Here is a 17606-nt window from a genome sequence, read left to right on the forward strand (position 1 = left end):
TGTTACCCCTTAGTTCTTCCGGAACATTTTCAGCATGCGCTGAGTGACGGTGAATCCACCAAAAATGTTGATACTGGCGATCAGGACGGCGATGAAGCTTAAGAAGCTCACCCAGCCGCCGTGGCCAATTTGTAGCAGCGCGCCCACCACGATAATCCCCGAGATGGCGTTAGTGACCGACATCAGCGGCGTATGCAGCGCGTGGGAAACGTTCCACACCACGTAATAACCCACCACACAGGCCAGGGCGAACACGGTGAAGTGCCCCAGGAACGCTTTCGGCGCGACATCCGCCAGCCAGCCAAACAGAATGATCGCCAGCGCCATCAGGGCGTATTTGCGCCACGGCGAGGTCGGTTTCGGCGGCTCGACCGGCGCGGCGTCGGCTTTTTTGGCGGCCTGGGGCTGCGCGGAAACCTGAATCGGCGGCGCGGGCCAGGTGACTTCGCCGTCGCGGATCACGGTCACGCCGCGCACCACCACGTCATCGAAATCAATCACGACATTGCCGTCTTTTTCTTTGCACAGCAGTTTAAGCAGGTTGACCAGGTTGGTGCCGTAAAGCTGGGATGACTGCGTCGGCAGACGGCCCGGCAGATCGGTGTAGCCGATGATTTTCACGCCATTGGCGGTTTCAAACACCTGGTTCGGGACGGTGTATTCGCAGTTACCGCCGTTTTGCGCGGCCAGATCGACCACCACGCTGCCCGGTTTCATGGAATCGACCATTTCGCGGGTGATCAGTTTCGGGGCCGGTTTACCGGGGATCAATGCCGTGGTGACGATAATGTCGACGTCTTTCGCCTGCGCGGCGAATAGCGCCATTTCAGCTTTGATGAACTCCTCAGACATCACTTTGGCGTAGCCATCACCGCTGCCAGCTTCTTCCTTGAAATCAAGCTCAAGGAATTCAGCACCCATACTCTGCACCTGCTCTTTCACCTCCGGGCGGGTGTCAAAGGCGCGCACAATTGCACCGAGGCTGTTGGCTGCGCCAATTGCCGCGAGACCAGCGACGCCGGCACCAATGACCATTACTTTGGCGGGCGGGACTTTCCCTGCCGCGGTGATCTGCCCGGTGAAGAAGCGGCCAAACTGGTGTGCGGCCTCCACAATGGCACGGTAACCTGCGATGTTCGCCATTGAGCTTAAGGCGTCGAGAGACTGAGCGCGTGAAATACGCGGCACCGAATCCATCGCCATCACGGTGACGTTACGCGCGGCGAGCTGCTCCAGCAATGCGGGGTTTTGCGCCGGCCAGATAAAGCTCACCAACGTGGTACCCGGCTCAAGAAGCAGGATTTCCTCTTCGCTGGGTGCGTTAACTTTTAAAATAACGTCCGACGCCCAGATCTCATCGGAGCCCACCACTTCCGCGCCTGCCTGTACAAACGCGTCGTCATCAAAGCTTGCCAGTTTGCCCGCGTCGCGCTCAATGGCGACGGTGAAACCCAGCTTAAGCAGCTGTTCAACCGTTTTCGGCGTTGCTGCAACACGGGTTTCATTGGCCAACCGCTCTTTTGGTACACCAATACGCATAGTATTCCCTTCCATCGGTTTTTTAATGATGGTTTGCCCATTTAACGTTGGCGCAAGCAGCCCGTTTGAGCGCTGCTTAAACCGTAGAAAAATATCTTTGTAACAAACTTTCTATAACCTACTGAAAATAACGACTGTGATCCAGATTCGATCTGCTGAATTTATGGGTTAATCGGTGAAACGGAAGTGAATACCGGCGCTGATAGCTTTTTTTATCTGGTTTTCCTTCCCGAAGGCCGATTTTACGCTTTATTGAAGCGACAAAACATGATTCTACGCCGCGCCAAATCGCTGTTTTAACATCAATTTAACGCTAAAAGTCATAAGCTTTATCATTTATTCTGGTCAGGCGGCTATTTTTGCATCCATAACGACAGGTTATTACCCGAAATATTACCTGGCGCACCAGATGATAAAAATGGCGCAGACAATTACGCCCTTTCAATGCAATAATCAGCGGCTGACGGTTTTTAGCATGCAATATCAGTTTTCATTTTTGCGCAAGGCAAAGGATTAATGTTTATGAAGCTCAAGAATTCCCTTCTGGTGTCTGCTGTGTTGTCGCTCTGCGCCTTATCTGCACAGGCTGCCACCGAGTTAACGCCAGATCAGGCAGCCGCGCTGAAACCCTTTGACCGTATTACTGTAACGGGAAGGTTCAACGCAATTAACGAGGCGGCTAAGGCCATCTCTCGTAAAGCCGATAGCGTTGGCGCCGCCTCTTTCTACATCATCGATACCAACGATACGGGCAATAGCGGTAACTGGCGCGTCATTGCAGACGTTTACCATGAAAACGCGGAAAAAGCAGAAGCGCCTAAAAACCGTGTGATCGCGGGCGTAACGGAATTGCCGAAAGACCAGGCGATTGCCCTTGAGCCTTTCGATACCGTGACCGTTCAGGGTTTTTATCGCAGCCAACCGGAAGTGAATGAAGCCATCGCCAAAGCCGCGAAAGCGAAAGACGCCGCGTCGTTCTACATTGTTCGTCAGGTTGACGCCAACCAGGGTGGCAACCAGCGCATCACTGCGTTTGTTTATAAAGCGGATGCGAAAAAACGCGTGCTTCAGAGCCCGGACGCCATCCCGGCGGATTCTGATGCCGGACGCGCGGCCATTGCCGCCGGTGGCGAAGCCGCTAAACAGGTTGAAATCCCGGGCGTAGCGACTACCGCGTCACCCAGCAGTGATGTGGGCCGTTTCTTTGAAACCCAGTCATCGAAAGGCGGTCGTTACACTGTCACTCTGCCGGATGGCACAAAAATCGAAGAAGTGAATAAAATCACCGCCGCACAAATGGTGCCCTTCGATAGCGTGAAGTTCACCGGCAACTACGGCAACATGACTGAAATCTCTTACCAGGTGGCGAAACGCGCCGCTAAAAAAGGCGCTAAGTATTATCACATTACGCGCCAGTGGCAGGAGCGCGGCGGCAACATCACCATCAGCGCCGACCTCTTCAAGTAAGCGTCTCGACTACGCTTTTAAAGGCAGCCAATGGCTGCCTTTTTTAATGTGCGTAATTTTTTGTGTGATACATCATTGAAAGCTGACTTCGCACTCCGTAGAATCGCGCGCCTCAGAGCGATCCTCCATGGTTATGCGCCCAGGCGGTATAATTATTCTGGATCGGCCTTATTTTTCAAACAGGACTCCTATGGATAAAAAACTGGGCCTTACCGCATTAACCGCGCTGGTATTGAGTTCGATGCTGGGCGCGGGCGTTTTCAGTTTGCCGCAGAATATGGCACAAGTAGCCAGCCCCGCCGCGCTGTTAATTGGTTGGGCGATTACCGGCGTCGGGATCCTGATGCTGGCGATGGCGATGCTGCTGCTGACCCGTATCCGTCCCGACCTGGACGGCGGCATTTTTACCTACGCCCGCGATGGTTTTGGCGAGTTAATCGGTTTTTGCTCGGCATGGGGATACTGGCTGTGCGCGGTGATCGCCAACGTCTCTTATCTGGTGATCGTATTCTCGGCGCTCAGTTTCTTTACCGATACCCCCGAACTGCGCCTGTTTGGCGATGGCAATACCTGGCAATCCATCGTTGGCGCATCGGTATTATTATGGTTCGTGCACTGGCTGGTGCTGCGCGGGGTGCAAACCGCTGCGAGCATTAACCTGGCCGCCACGCTGGCGAAACTGTTGCCGCTGGGCCTGTTTATCATCCTGGCGATTATCGCTTTCCGTTTACCCACCTTTAGCCTCGACTTTAGCGGCGTGGCGTTAGGCGTCCCGGTTTGGGAACAGGTGAAGAACACCATGCTGATCACCCTGTGGGTGTTTATCGGCGTAGAAGGCGCGGTGGTGGTTTCGGCACGCGCCCGCAATAAGCGCGACGTGGGCCGCGCCACGCTGCTGGCGGTGTTTGCCGCGCTGGCGGTATATCTGCTGGTGACGCTGCTGTCGCTGGGTGTGATCGCCCGTCCTGAACTGGCGCAAATGCGCAACCCGTCGATGGCGGGCCTGATGGTGGAAATGATGGGCCCCTGGGGCGAAGTGATTATCGCCGCCGGGCTGATTGTGTCGGTGTGTGGCGCGTACCTGAGCTGGACCATTATGGCCGCTGAAGTGCCGCTGCTGGCCGCCACCCATAAAGCGTTCCCGCGTATTTTTGCGCGACAGAATCAAAACGGCGCGCCGTCGGCGTCGCTGTGGCTGACTAATATCAGTATTCAGCTTTGCCTGGTGCTGATCTGGGCTACCGGTTCGGATTACAACACGCTGTTGACCATCGCCTCCGAGATGATTCTGGTGCCTTATTTCCTGGTCGGCGCCTATCTGCTCAAAGTCGCTACCCGCCCGCTTCATACCGCGGTGGGTGTCGGCGCCTGCATTTATGGTTTATGGTTGCTGTATGCGTCGGGCCCCATGCACCTGTTGCTGTCCGTGGTGCTGTACGCGCCGGGCTTGCTGGTGTTCCTGTATGCCCGCCGCACGCACGATAACAATATCCTGCTTAAGCAAACTGAGAAATTGCTGATAGGCTTATTACTGGTTGCCGCTTTGCCAGCCACATGGATGCTGATGGGGTAAACGCCCCATCTTCGTCATGACCTACTGACGAGGGTTACTTTATGGGGAAATCACCACACCGACCAATTTTGATCACCGGGGGCGGCCGCCGTATCGGGCTCGCCCTCGCCCACCATTTTCTGGCTGAAAAGCATCCGGTTATCGTGAGCTATCGCGCCGCTTATCCTGCCATCGATGTGCTGACGGAGATGGGCGCAAAATGCATCAAGGCCGATTTTTCAACTGATGAAGGTATCCTGGACTTCGCCGAACAGGTAAAAAGCCTGACGCCGTGCCTGCGCGCCATTATTCATAACGCCAGCGCCTGGCAAACCGAAAAGGCCGGGCCGATCTCCGGGGACGTGATCACAGAAATGATGCAGGTGCATGTTCATGCGCCCTATTTGATCAACCTCGCACTGGAACCGCTGCTTCGCGGCCACGGCCATGCGGCCAGCGATATTATTCATTTTACGGATTACGTGGTGGAGCGTGGCAGCGAGAAGCACATCGCCTATGCCGCCAGTAAAGCGGCGCTGGACAATATGACGCGCTCTTTTGCCCGCAAACTGGCCCCGGAAGTAAAAGTCAACGCCATCGCGCCTTCCCTGATTTTGTTTAACGAACTGGATGATGCCGCCTACCGGCAGCGCGCGCTGAATAAATCGCTGATGAAAACTGAACCGGGCGAGAAAGAAGTTATCGATTTAGTGGAATATCTGCTGACCAGCTGTTATGTGACAGGACGCAGCTTCCCGGTGGATGGCGGTCGCCATCTTCGCTAGCGGTTTACCCGGCGTTAATGGAACCCGGCAGGTTGAAGGTGTAACCTGTGGTTTTTGATCGATAAGCGCCGGTCTATGAGCAAAATTGTATTTGTTGAAGACGATCCCGAGGTAGGGTCGCTGATTGCGGCCTATCTCGGTAAGCATGATATTGACGTGTTGCTGGAAACGCGCGGCGATCTGGCCATCGAGGTGATTCTGGCGCACCAGCCGGACCTGGTGCTGCTGGATATTATGCTGCCAGGCAAAGACGGCATGAGCCTGTGCCGTGATTTACGTCCGCTGTGGCAAGGGCCGATTGTTCTGCTGACCTCCCTCGACAGCGATATGAACCACATCCTTTCGCTGGAAATGGGCGCCAGCGATTACATCCTCAAGACTACCCCGCCTGCGGTGCTGCTTGCCCGCCTGCGCCTGCATTTACGCCAGCATCAAACCACCACACCTCCTGAACCCGCTACCACCCGCTCGCCACACAAAGCGCTGCATTTCGGTACGTTGTGCATCGATCCGCTAAACCGACAGGTGCGGCTGGGCGAGCGCAATGTGGTGCTGTCTACCGCCGATTTCGATCTGCTCTGGGAACTGGCGACCCACGCCGGCAACATTATGGACCGTGACGCGTTGCTCAAGAATCTGCGCGGCGTGAGTTATGACGGGCTGGACCGCAGCGTGGATGTTGCCATTTCGCGGCTGAGAAAAAAACTCAACGACAACGCGACGGAACCGTACCGGATCAAGACCGTGCGCAATAAGGGCTATCTTTTTGCTCCCCACGCCTGGGAAACGGCGGATTAAACGCAGAGCGGGTTTATGAAGAAGCTATTTATCCAGTTTTATTTGCTGCTGTTCGTCTGCTTTTTAGTCATGACGATGCTGGTCGGCCTGGTCTATAAATTTACCGCTGAACGTGCCGGGCGGCAGTCGCTGGATGATTTAATGAAAAGCTCGCTGTATCTGATGCGTAGCGAGCTGCGGGAAATCCCGCCGCGCGACTGGAATAAGACCATTAAGCGGCTCGATTTTAACCTCTCGTTCGATCTGCGCATTGAACCCCTGAATCACTATCATCTCGCTGCCCAGCCAGCCCAACGCCTGCGCAGCGGGGAAATCGTGGCGTTGGATGATGAATATACGTTTATCCAGCGCATTCCCCGCAGCCACTATGTGCTGGCGGTCGGGCCGGTGCCCTATCTCTATTTTATGCACCAAATGCGCCTGCTGGACGTGGCGCTGATTGTGTTTATCGCTTTTTCGCTGGCCGTCCCGGTGTTTATCTGGATGCGTCCACACTGGAAAGAGATGCTCAAACTGGAATCTGCCGCGCAGCGCTTCGGTGAAGGGCATCTTGATGAGCGCATTCATTTTGATGATGCCTCGAGCTTTGAACGGCTCGGCGTTGCCTTTAATCAGATGGCGGATAACATCAATACTCTGATAGCCAGTAAAAAACAGCTGATCGACGGTATTGCTCACGAACTGCGCACCCCGCTGGTGCGCCTGCGTTACCGGCTGGAGATGAGTGATAACCTGTCCGACGCCGAAAACGCCGCGTTAAACCGCGATATTGGCCAGCTAGAGGCGCTGATCGACGAATTACTGACTTACGCGCGGCTGGATCGCCCGCAAAATGTGCTGCATCTTAACCCGGTGGAGTTATCCGGCTGGCTGGAAAATCACGTCGCTGACTTGCAGGCGCTGCATCCAGACAAAGCGCTGACGCTGTTGCCCTCCACCGCCTGCGAAAGTTTGCTGGATCTGCGCCTGATGGCGAGGGTGGTGGACAATTTGGTCAATAATGCCCTGCGCTACTGCCAGCAGCGCATTGAGATCCATTTTGCCAGCGACGGCCACACTGGCGTGTTGACGGTAGAGGATGATGGTCCGGGCATTCCGGAAAGCGAACGGCACCGGGTATTTGAGCCGTTTGTGCGTCTCGACCCCAGCCGCGACCGCGCCACGGGAGGCTGCGGGCTGGGCCTGGCGATTGTCAGTTCCGTGGCGACGGCGATGGGCGGCAGCGTGGCGGCACGGCAAAGCCCGCTGGGCGGCGCGCGCTTTGAATTCAGTTGGCCGATTCAGCGCTGATTTTCTCTCTGCCAGACGCCCCGGCACGGTGGTCAGAGCCCGGCAACTGTGTTATACCTATAAGTATGTTGTAACTAAAGGTGCTTGCTATGCGCTACGATCTCGCCCAACGTCTGACGTCCACTTTTCAGGAGATGGAGCATCTGCTGCTCGCGTTTAAAGAGATGCTCGAACCCTGCCGGCGGCTCAGCGCCCGGGTGTTTGCCCTGCCGTCGGTTGATAAAGGCAAAGAACACGACCCGCTGGAGAAAATCAGCGTTACCCAACTGCTGAGTAAAGAAGCCCATGACGCCACGATGCGCCACTTCACCCATCTGTTTATCCAGCAGCAGTCGGAAAATCGCAGCAGCAAGGCCGCCCTGCGTCTGCCGGGCGCTATCTGCTATGCGGTGAGCGCCGCCCAGCGCCAGCAGCTTCAGGATACTATTCAGGCTATTAACCAGTTGAAAGCGCAGTTCTCGGAGATTGTCGCCGTTGAATCCGGCCTCACGCCCGCGCAGCGCTTTGAGTGGGTGCATCACTACCTGCCTGGCCTGATCACCCTGAATGCCTACCGGCAAATCACGGTGCTGGAGAACCCGGCAACCCTCCGTTTTGGCTGGGCCAATAAGCATTTCATCAAGAACTTCAGCCGGGAAGAGGTGCTGGCGATGCTGGAGAAAAGCCTTAAATCGCCACGCGCCGTTGCGCCGTGGAGCAAGGAGCAGTGGCGCGAAAAAGTGGAGCAGGAATATCACGCCATCGCCTCGCTGCCCGAAGCCGCGCGTTTTAAGATCAAGCGCCCGGTGAAGGTGCAGCCGGTGGCGCGGGTTTGGTATGCGGCGCAGCAAAAGCAGGTACAGATTGCCTGCCCGTCGCCGTTAATCGTGCTGTGTTCCGATGAGCCGGGTACGCCAGTGCCGGAAATAGGCGAGCTGTTGAACTACAATGCAGAACAGATCCAGCACCGGCATAAACCGCAGGCGGAGCCTCTGGAACTGCTGATCCCCCGCCTGCATTTATACCTTGCCCGTTAAGGTTTCATGCTGCCAACCATATCCTGCGGGCGTACCCAGGCATCGAATTCCGCGTCTGTCAGGTAGCCCAGTTTCAGGGCGGACGCTTTGAGCGTCAGCCCCTCTTTATGGGCTTTTTTGGCGATTTCCGCCGCCTTGTCGTAGCCGATATGGGTGTTGAGCGCCGTCACCAGCATCAGCGAATCGTTGAGCAACTGGTCGATACGCTCGCGGTTCGGTTCGATTCCTGTGGCGCAGTGGTGGTCAAAGCTGTCCATCCCGTCTGCCAGCAGGCGAATCGATTGCAGGAAGTTATCGATGACCATCGGGCGGAACACGTTCAACTCAAAGTTGCCCATCGCTCCGCCCATGTTGATGGCGACATCGTTGCCCATCACCTGGCAGCAGAGCATGGTTAGCGCTTCGCACTGCGTCGGGTTGACTTTGCCTGGCATGATGGAACTTCCCGGTTCGTTTTCCGGTATGGAGATTTCACCAATGCCGCAGCGCGGCCCAGAGGCTAGCCAGCGCACATCGTTGGCGATTTTCATCAGCGAGGCAGCCAGCCCCTTCAGCGCGCCGTGGGCGTGGACCAGCGCGTCGCAGGTCGCCAGCGCTTCAAATTTATTCGGCGCGGTGACAAACGGCTGGTTAGTGATTGCCGCCAGCTCGTTAGCAACCCGTTCGGCGTATTCCGGATGGGTGTTCAGGCCGGTGCCCACCGCCGTACCGCCCAGCGCCAGTTCGGCCACGTGTGGCAGGCTCTGCTCGATATGCTTCAGGTTATGCTCCAGCATCGCCACCCAGCCGGAAATCTCCTGCCCGAGGGTCAGCGGCGTAGCGTCCTGTAAATGCGTACGGCCAATTTTGACGATGTCGCTAAAGGCGGTGGATTTGGCTTTCAGGGTTGCGGTGAGCTGGTTCAGCGAAGGGATCAACTGCTCGCGCAGGGCAATCACCGCCGCCACGTGCATAGCGGTAGGAAAAACGTCGTTCGAACTCTGGCTTTTGTTAACGTCATCGTTGGGGTGAACCTTGCGCCCCATGCCCCGCTCGCCGCCCAGTAATTCACTCGCCCGGTTAGCCAGCACCTCGTTCATGTTCATATTGGTCTGGGTGCCGGAGCCGGTTTGCCAGATAGCCAGCGGGAATTCCCCCGCATGTTGGCCGTTAAGCACTTCATCCGCGGCGGAAATAATCGCCTCGCCCCGCTCTTGCGCCAGGAGCTTCAAATCCATATTCACTTTTGCCGCCGCGCGTTTGGTCAGCGCCAGCGCATGGATCAGCGCCGTCGGCATTTTTTCCGTTGAAATGCGAAAGTGCTCCAGCGAGCGCTGGGTTTGCGCCCCCCACAGCTTATCGGCAGGCACATCAATCGCGCCCATGGAATCACTTTCACTACGATACGTTGCCATTCAATGTCTCCTTAACAAGAAAGTTATCAAGCCGACATGACTCACAGAAAATTGACGCTTTAAGTATTGATTAAGAAGGTCGTTCAGTTTGGTGGTTAGTGCGGTTAACGAAGGGAAAAACCGCCTCCCGTGAATGAGAGGCGGTAAGAACAGTTATTTCACGCAGCTGGCGCACTGCGAAGACTGGATTTGCGCAAAGAAGTCGTTGCCTTTGTCATCCACCAGGATAAACGCCGGGAAATCTTCCACTTCGATCTTCCAGATGGCTTCCATACCCAGTTCCGGGTATTCGACGCATTCCAGGCTCTTGATGCTGCTTTGCGCCAGCACCGCCGCCGGGCCGCCGATGCTGCCGAGGTAGAAACCGCCGTGCTTATGACAGGCGTCGGTAACCTGCTGGCTGCGGTTGCCCTTCGCCAGCATGATCATGCTGCCGCCGTTGGCCTGTAGCAAGTCGACATAGGAATCCATACGCCCTGCGGTGGTCGGGCCAAGCGAACCTGACGCATAGCCTTCCGGCGTTTTGGCCGGGCCGGCGTAATAGATTGGGTGATCCTTCACGTACTGCGGCAGCCCTTCGCCGTTGTCGATACGCTCTTTGAGTTTGGCGTGGGCGATGTCGCGCGCCACGATAATGGTGCCGGAGAGTGACAGACGGGTCGACACCGGATACTGCGACAGTTGGGCAAGGATGTCGTTCATCGGGCGGTTGAGATCCACGCGCACCGCTTCGCCTTCGCCAGCGCGTTGCAGTTCTTTCGGAATGTACTTACCTGGGTTGTTTTCCAGTTTTTCTATCCAGATGCCCTGACGGTTGATTTTGGCTTTGATATTGCGGTCTGCCGAGCAGGAAACGCCCATGCCCACCGGGCAGGACGCACCGTGGCGCGGCAGGCGTACAACGCGGATATCGTGGGCGAAGTATTTGCCGCCGAACTGCGCGCCGAGGCCGAGTTTCTGGGCTTCTTCCAGCAGCTCTTTTTCAAGCTGGATGTCCCGAAACGCCTGGCCGTGCTCGTTACCTTCGGTCGGCAGGCCGTCGTAATATTTGGTAGATGCCAGCTTCACGGTTTTCAGGGTAGATTCCGCTGAGGTGCCGCCGATGACAAAGGCAATGTGGTACGGCGGGCAGGCTGCGGTGCCCAGGCTGCGCATTTTCTCCACCAGCCAGTTTTTCAGCTTACCAGGGCTGAGCAGCGCTTTGGTTTCTTGATACAGATAGGTTTTATTGGCTGAGCCGCCGCCTTTGGCGATGCACAGGAATTTATACTCCTCGCCGTCTACGCTGTAGAGGTCGATTTGCGCCGGTAAGTTAGTACCGGTATTCACCTCTTTATACATATCCAGCGCGGCGTTCTGGGAGTAGCGCAGGTTATCTTCGGTGTAGGTGTTGTAAACGCCGTGTGCCAGCGCCGCTTCATCCCCGCCGCCCGTCCAGACGCGCTGGCCTTTTTTCCCGACGATGATTGCAGTGCCTGTGTCCTGGCAGGTCGGCAGAATGCCTTTGGCGGCGATTTCCGAGTTGCGCAGGAATTGCAGCGCCACGTACTTATCGTTTTCGCTGGCTTCCGGGTCGGCCAGGATATCCGCCACCTGCTGTTGATGAGCCGGGCGCAGCATAAACGAGGCATCATGAAAAGCGTGTTGCGCCAGCAGGGTCAGAGCCTGCGGGTCGACTTTAACGATTTCCTGGCCTTCGAATTCGCTGACGCTGACGTGATCGCTGCTCAACAGATAGTATTCGGTTTCATCCTTTTTGAGCGGAAAGGGGTCCTGATAATGGAAGGGTTTGTTTGACATTGTTCTCTCACTGACAGCCTAAGTTTAACTATTATTCATTCAGCACATTGTCCATGTGCCGTGTGCAAAAGCGAGTTCAGACATGCTACACAATTTTTTAACAAAAACTGAGACAAAGACGACTTTTTACCATCCGGGGTTACTTCACCACGGATTGTTGGTTTAATACAGCACGTTAATTCCACCTAGTTACAGGGCTTAATCATGCAAAAACTCATTAACTCAGTGCAAAACTATGCCTGGGGTAGCCAAACTGCGCTGACGGAGCTATATGGCATCGCCAATCCTGAAAACCTGCCGATGGCGGAATTGTGGATGGGCGCGCACCCGAAAAGCAGTTCAAAGATTGAGGGCCAGGACGGCAATCTTCATGCATTGCGTGACGTGATTGATGCGGATAAGTCCACTCTGTTAGGCGACGCGGTGGCACAACGCTTTGGCGAACTGCCGTTCCTGTTTAAGGTGCTGTGCGCTGACCAGCCGCTGTCGATTCAGGTTCACCCTAATAAGCAGGCATCGGAAGAAGGTTTCGCCAGGGAAAACGCGGCGGGTATTCCGCTGGACGCCCCGGTGCGTAACTACAAAGATCCCAACCACAAGCCGGAACTGGTGTTCGCGTTAACGCCCTTTTTAGCCATGAACGCGTTCCGCGAATTTTCAGACATTATCGCCCTGCTACAACCGGTCGCGGGCGCGCATACCGCTATCGCCCACTTCCTTGAAAACCCCAGTGAGGAGCGGTTAAGCCAACTGTTCGCCAGTTTGCTGAATATGGAAGGCGAGAAAAAATCCCGGGCGCTGGCGATCCTGAAAGCGGCGCTGAACAGCCAGCAAGGGGAACCCTGGCAGACCATCCGCGTGATTTCAGAATTTTACCCGGACGACAACGGCCTGTTCTCGCCGCTGCTGCTGAACGTAGTGAAACTCAAACCCGGCGAAGCGATGTTCCTGTTTGCAGAAACCCCGCACGCCTACTTAAAAGGCGTGGCGCTGGAAGTGATGGCCAACTCGGATAACGTGCTGCGCGCCGGTTTAACGCCGAAATACATCGATATCCCGGAGCTGGTGGCGAACGTGAAATTCGCCCCGCGCGCCGCCGATACTCTGCTGACCACGCCGATGCGTGATGGCAACACGCTGGACTTCCCCATCCCGGTTGATGATTTCGCCTTCTCGTTGCATGACCTGACCGCCGAGCCCTCTATCCTGAGCCAGCAAAGCGCCGCCATCCTGTTCTGCGTAGAAGGTGAAGCGACAATCGGCAAAGAGAGCCAAACGCTGACGCTTAAACCCGGCGAATCGGCGTTTATCAGCGCCGCCGACTCGCCTGTGACTATTCACGGTGCAGGTCGTTTAGCGCGCGTTTATAATAAGCTCAACTAAGTTACTGATCTTTTAGAAATGCATTGCTAAGCTTTATCCAGCATGTCATTCATCACGCCAGACGATGAGAAGCCGTCTGGTTTTATTTTTTTAGGGATAAACGATTATGAAAAAATCTCTGGTTGCCGTAGGTGTGATTGTCGCACTGGGTGTGGTGTGGACCGGCGCGTCCTGGTACACCGGCAAACAACTTGAATCACGGATTGCAAACATGGTCGCTAACGCCAACAGCGAGCTGAAACGCAGCGCGCCGCAGGCAGGCGTGGAACTGGGCTATCAAAACTATCATCGCGGCGTGTTCTCCAGCCAGCTGCAACTGGTGGTTAAACCCATCGAGGGTGTCGAAAACCCGCTGCTTAAGCCGGGCCAGAACATAGTGTTTAATGAGGACGTGAGTCATGGTCCTTTCCCCCTCGCCCAGTTGAAAAAGCTCAATCTGATCCCGTCGATGGCGTCGGTTCGCACCACGCTGGTCAACAACGAGGCCTCTAAGCCGCTGTTCGATATGACTAAAGGACAGTCGGTGTTCGATTCCCAGACCCGCATAGGCTACAACGGCAGCACCGCCTCTGAGATCACCCTGGCGGCGCTGAACTATGAAAACGCGGAAGAGAAAGTGGCGTTCAGCGGCGGCACCTTTAATCTCGATGCCGATGGCGAAGGTAATGAAATCAGCCTGAAAGGCGATGCGCAAAGTGGCCTGGTCAGCGCGATGAATGAGTACGGCCAGCGGGTGCAGATGACCTTTAATGGTCTGAAATCCGATGGTTCCAGCAAACTGACTGAATTTGACGAGCGCGTCGGCGCACAGAAATTGTCCGTTGAGAAATTTGCCGTGGCGGTGGAAGGCAAAGAGATGGCGGTGATCGACGGGCTGCATCTGGACGCGAAATCCGACGTCGGTCAGGACAAGAAAAAAATCGATAGCGAAATTAACTATGTGATGGACGCGCTTAAGGTTCAAAACCAGAACCTGGGCAGCGGCAAACTCACCGTTAAAATCGGTGGCATTGACGGCCAGGCGTGGCATCAGTTCAGCCAGCAATATAACGGCCAAATCCAGGGTCTGTTGACCGATCCTGCCGTTAAGGACAACCCTGCGCTTTATCAGCAGAAGGCGTTAGAAATCCTGATGGCGAACGTCCCGCTGCTGCTCAAAGGCGACCCGGTGGTTACCGTGGCCCCGCTGAGCTGGAAAAACGATAAGGGCGAGAGTTCCTTTAACCTGTCGCTGTTCCTGAAAGATCCGTCTGCCAATACCACACCAGCCACCACGCCGGAACAGCAACTCGACCGTGTGGTGAAATCGCTGGAAAGCAAACTGGTGATCCCGGTAGATATGGCAACCGAATTTATGACCCAGATTGCCCGTCTGGAGGGGTATCAGGAAGATCAGGCTGAGAAGCTGGCGTCCCAGCAGGTGAAAGGCCTGGCGGCGATGGGACAGATGTTCCGTATCACCTCGATGGAAGACAATAATATTGTCTCCAGCCTGCAATACGGTAACGGCCAGGTTACGCTGAACGGGCAAAAAATGCCGCTGGCGGACTTCGTCGGCATGTTCGGCTTAGCGGGTAATGCCGTACCGGTACCCGTTCCGGTTCCGGTGCCGGTCCCGGTCCCTGCCCCGGCGACACCGCCTGCGGCCGTACCGCAGCAGTAACTGCACAAATGATGGGGCCGATAAGTCGTTGAACTGTTCGGTTATCATGCAAAAATCCGTAATTTCGATGAAATTACGGATTTTTTGCTTTAGCTTATGAAACATTCACTCTAACCTATCGCACGATCGTTCCACGAATCCTTGTAAATAATATTTCCATCCATATATTTCCATGTAATTATTTCATAGCGAAATCCCAGGTCTTCAAGGTGTGTACTGCTCATTCCGCTCGGGTGCAGATTTGGGGTAATTGCAGTGATTTTGACGTTTTCCAGGATAATATTAAAATATTCAACCTCTACTCCTGCATCGTTAATGTGATACATTTTTAATGTAGCTGATTTTAATGTTCGCCCCTCGCAGAGGGCTCGAAACAGTAAAGGCGTCGTTTTATCAAACTCCTTCTGTGCTTTTATTGGTGTATGAAGTCTGGTTCCTGTCAATTTTCCTGTGTTGTGATCTGTAGGTAACCATACATGATGATTAACAGAGCGTAATTCAATAGAGCCAAGGCGAGTTGGCATCAAACAGGAACCTACAATGGGCGAGCCATTTTCATCGGTTAACCATAGGTATGCGGGACATGACATATTTTATAAGCCTCTATTTACTTTCTATATTTAAACCAAAGAAAAACATGTGCAATAATAATAAATAAAATAAACAACCCCGCCAGGTTAATTGCAATATCTGGGAGAAATACAACAGCAAGCATAGCAAAAATAGCAACTAACAATATTACTACCCATCCCCATAAGAAAAGCATGACTTCTTCTTTTAACCACTTTTTTAAAAAATCCATAGAATCACCTTGTCAGCTTAACAATCAAATCAACAAGTTCGTCATCCGATATCAACATCGGATTCAGATACGGACTTCTTGTAATAATGGGTTCAATAAGAAAATACATCATTTCAAGATTGCGCTCATACAATGCGCTATAATAAAATGCATTAAGTTTATACAAATTGTTCGCACTATCTGCAGCCTCCTGAACTAAACCATACATGTTTAAAGCAAGGGCTGCCGAGGTTACCCCCCCCCCTTCAAAACAGTTGTTCTTGCGCGACTGATACGCCCATTTACAATGGTGTTAAAACTATAAGTTTGACAAATCATAGTCGCAACAGTGACAATGAGTAATCTGTTAGTCAACCCTGCTGAAGAAATATGAACACCAGCGCCAACGAGTTTTCTCATGATGTTTTGAAGCCGCCATTCTTTTTTATTCTTAAAGAGTATTTCTATATATATTCGTACCATTTCAAGAATAATATTTCGATCCTTTACTAACTGGATAAGGCCAGCAATAAACCTTACGTCTTCTCGCTTGAGTCTGGAACAGACATCCTGATAATTATCCATAAAACAAGAGGAATAATATGACGCACGAGTCAATCCATTCTCCATTTGATTGAGTGTATTAATAAAGTTATCTCTTACTCCTCTTAGTGCGTCTTCTAATTTGAGCGCCAGAATTTTTTCAGCTTCTATAGACGTAATCAATGATTCGCTATAATACATAATCAAATCCTTTATAGATAATCCTTCATATAGAAACAGGAATAACAGGTTATCTTCACTAGTGATGTTTTCATAAAAAACTGGCTTTTTCTTTTTACTGGCTCACAAATTTACGTGAGATAAATAGGTGTTTATAATGAAACTGTACAGGTCAAGGTAATTAAGATGACTTCTGTTAGCTCCTGCCGGGATCCTAAGTTGATTAGCTGCTGACAGTCATCGAAAAATATCAAAAGCCAGCAGGTTACTTACCTGCTGGCTTTTTTACCAAGCACGCAGCTCACTTTATTTACGTTTAATCAGCCTTCCTGCCAGAACATGGTGCCGTTGTACTTCATCGCTGTGTTCAATCCGTTGCGCCATACGCTCCGCGACTTCATGCCCCATCTCCTGGGCCGGAAGCGTCATCCAGGTCACGGGAACATCTTCCAGCTTATCGTCCGATAACTCGGTAAACGCCCCTAATGCCACGCTGCGATCGAAATAGCTTTCCAGCCCGGATTCGCCACTTTGCAGGCCCGCCCGCATCAGGCCGAACCAGGCACCCAGCGCGATGGTACTGTTATGGCAAATCACAGCGCTGATAGTGGGATTGTGGCGCAGCAGCGCGGTGATAGCCTCCGCCGCCTGCTTCTGGCTGTTTTCACACTCCACCACCCATTCGCTGTGAAAAGGCAATCCGTATTGCAGCAGGGTAGCACAATACCCTCCGAGCCGTTCGGCGCGGGTGAGCGAGCCGCTGTTGCCTCCCAGCCAGGCGATACGCTGATGTCCCTGCTTGATCAGATGTTCGGTGAGCATTTGCGCTGCCTGGAGATTGTCGGGGCGAAGCGTGTCGGCTTCATCGAGATAGCTGGCGCGCGAGGCGAAGACCAGCGGGACGTCTTTTTGCTGCGCCTTTTCGCGCAACTCGGCGCCCATTCCGGCTGCGCCCGCGATGATCACCCCGTCCACGCCCTGGTTAAGTAACGTTTCAAAGCAGTGCAGCATCTGCTGGCCGTCGCGCCCGCTCTGGCTGAGCAGCAGCATGCGGCCCTGGCGCTCGAGGGCATCGGTCAGCCCGGCAATAAGCTGTGCATAGAACGGATGGCAGACGTCCCGGGCAATCAGGCCAATCACCCCGCTTTGCCCGCCACGCAGGGCTGAGGCTTGCCGGTTGCGTACAAACCCTAATTTCTCCACGGCCTCGTTTACCCGCTGCCCGGTCGCTGCCGAGATGCGGCCTTTGCCGCTGAGAACCAGAGAAACGGTGCTAACCGAGACGCCCGCCGCCAGCGCCACGTCATTAATGGTGATTTTCTTTTCCTGCGTCATCCGGCAGGCGCTCCTGAACAGTCGGTAAAACGTTTTATCAATATCGGAATATTATAAATGTTTTCCGATAAGAAATTGTG

General features: G+C 54.1%; 15 protein-coding genes. 8 read left to right on the forward strand and 7 right to left on the reverse strand.

From position 1 onward, the window contains the following. Nucleotides 1-9 precede the first annotated feature (9 nt). On the reverse strand, nucleotides 10-1539 hold the full coding sequence (gene pntA / locus ACVV26_RS11955; RefSeq protein WP_474797190.1) for a Re/Si-specific NAD(P)(+) transhydrogenase subunit alpha: 1530 nt from the start codon (nucleotides 1537-1539) through the stop codon (nucleotides 10-12). Between the two features lie 522 nt (nucleotides 1540-2061). On the opposite strand from pntA, the gene ydgH reads away from it, so the two are divergent. From ydgH to tus, 6 genes are all read left to right on the forward strand, one after another. Further along, nucleotides 2062-3006 (forward strand): DUF1471 family protein YdgH, encoded by a 945-nt coding sequence (gene ydgH, locus ACVV26_RS11960; RefSeq protein WP_474797191.1) that lies wholly within the window; start codon nucleotides 2062-2064, stop codon nucleotides 3004-3006. A gap of 190 nt (nucleotides 3007-3196) precedes the next feature. Further along, nucleotides 3197-4579, forward strand: a complete 1383-nt coding sequence (locus tag ACVV26_RS11965) for an amino acid permease (RefSeq protein ID WP_474797192.1) — start codon at nucleotides 3197-3199, stop codon at nucleotides 4577-4579. A gap of 41 nt (nucleotides 4580-4620) precedes the next feature. Continuing rightward, complete coding sequence (folM, locus tag ACVV26_RS11970) at nucleotides 4621-5343, forward strand: dihydromonapterin reductase (RefSeq protein WP_312984450.1); 723 nt, start codon at nucleotides 4621-4623, stop codon at nucleotides 5341-5343. A gap of 75 nt (nucleotides 5344-5418) precedes the next feature. Beyond that, nucleotides 5419-6141, forward strand: coding sequence for a two-component system response regulator RstA (gene rstA, locus ACVV26_RS11975; RefSeq protein ID WP_474797193.1), 723 nt, complete (start codon nucleotides 5419-5421; stop codon nucleotides 6139-6141). 15 nt (nucleotides 6142-6156) lie between these two features. Beyond that, nucleotides 6157-7431, forward strand: coding sequence for a two-component system sensor histidine kinase RstB (gene rstB, locus ACVV26_RS11980; protein ID WP_474797194.1), 1275 nt, complete (start codon nucleotides 6157-6159; stop codon nucleotides 7429-7431). A gap of 89 nt (nucleotides 7432-7520) precedes the next feature. Then, nucleotides 7521-8447 carry a DNA replication terminus site-binding protein gene (gene tus, locus ACVV26_RS11985; protein ID WP_474797196.1) on the forward strand — a complete coding sequence of 309 codons (927 nt, stop codon included), beginning with the start codon at nucleotides 7521-7523 and terminating at the stop codon, nucleotides 8445-8447. Here tus and fumC read toward each other — a convergent pair. Further along, nucleotides 8444-9841: a class II fumarate hydratase gene (gene fumC / locus ACVV26_RS11990; protein ID WP_474797198.1), complete on the reverse strand. Its 1398-nt coding sequence runs from the start codon at nucleotides 9839-9841 to the stop codon at nucleotides 8444-8446. The genes tus and fumC overlap by 4 nt on opposite strands. 153 nt (nucleotides 9842-9994) lie before the next feature. Beyond that, a complete protein-coding gene (gene fumA, locus ACVV26_RS11995; RefSeq protein WP_474797200.1) occupies nucleotides 9995-11641 on the reverse strand; it encodes a class I fumarate hydratase FumA in 1647 nt (548 codons plus the stop codon). 204 nt (nucleotides 11642-11845) lie between these two features. Between fumA and manA the strand changes: the two genes are divergently transcribed. Then, nucleotides 11846-13024, forward strand: coding sequence for a mannose-6-phosphate isomerase (manA, locus tag ACVV26_RS12000; RefSeq protein WP_474797202.1), 1179 nt, complete (start codon nucleotides 11846-11848; stop codon nucleotides 13022-13024). 106 nt (nucleotides 13025-13130) lie between these two features. Next, complete coding sequence (locus ACVV26_RS12005) at nucleotides 13131-14687, forward strand: YdgA family protein (protein WP_474797204.1); 1557 nt, start codon at nucleotides 13131-13133, stop codon at nucleotides 14685-14687. Between the two features lie 110 nt (nucleotides 14688-14797). Here the strand turns inward: ACVV26_RS12005 and ACVV26_RS12010 are convergent, their stop codons facing one another. From ACVV26_RS12010 to ACVV26_RS12025, 4 genes are all read right to left on the reverse strand, one after another. Beyond that, entirely contained in the window at nucleotides 14798-15277 is a 480-nt protein-coding gene (locus tag ACVV26_RS12010; protein WP_474797206.1) for an Hcp family type VI secretion system effector, read from the reverse strand. Between the two features lie 17 nt (nucleotides 15278-15294). Next, nucleotides 15295-15489, reverse strand: coding sequence for a hypothetical protein (locus ACVV26_RS12015; protein WP_474797208.1), 195 nt, complete (start codon nucleotides 15487-15489; stop codon nucleotides 15295-15297). Between the two features lie 231 nt (nucleotides 15490-15720). Then, entirely contained in the window at nucleotides 15721-16212 is a 492-nt protein-coding gene (locus tag ACVV26_RS12020; RefSeq protein ID WP_474797210.1) for a hypothetical protein, read from the reverse strand. 285 nt (nucleotides 16213-16497) lie between these two features. Further along, nucleotides 16498-17526, reverse strand: a complete 1029-nt coding sequence (locus tag ACVV26_RS12025) for a Mal regulon transcriptional regulator MalI (protein ID WP_474797212.1) — start codon at nucleotides 17524-17526, stop codon at nucleotides 16498-16500. Between the last annotated feature and the right edge of the window lie 80 nt (nucleotides 17527-17606).

It is taken from the genome of Atlantibacter sp. MEI4A-1023 (genome assembly GCF_056155425.1).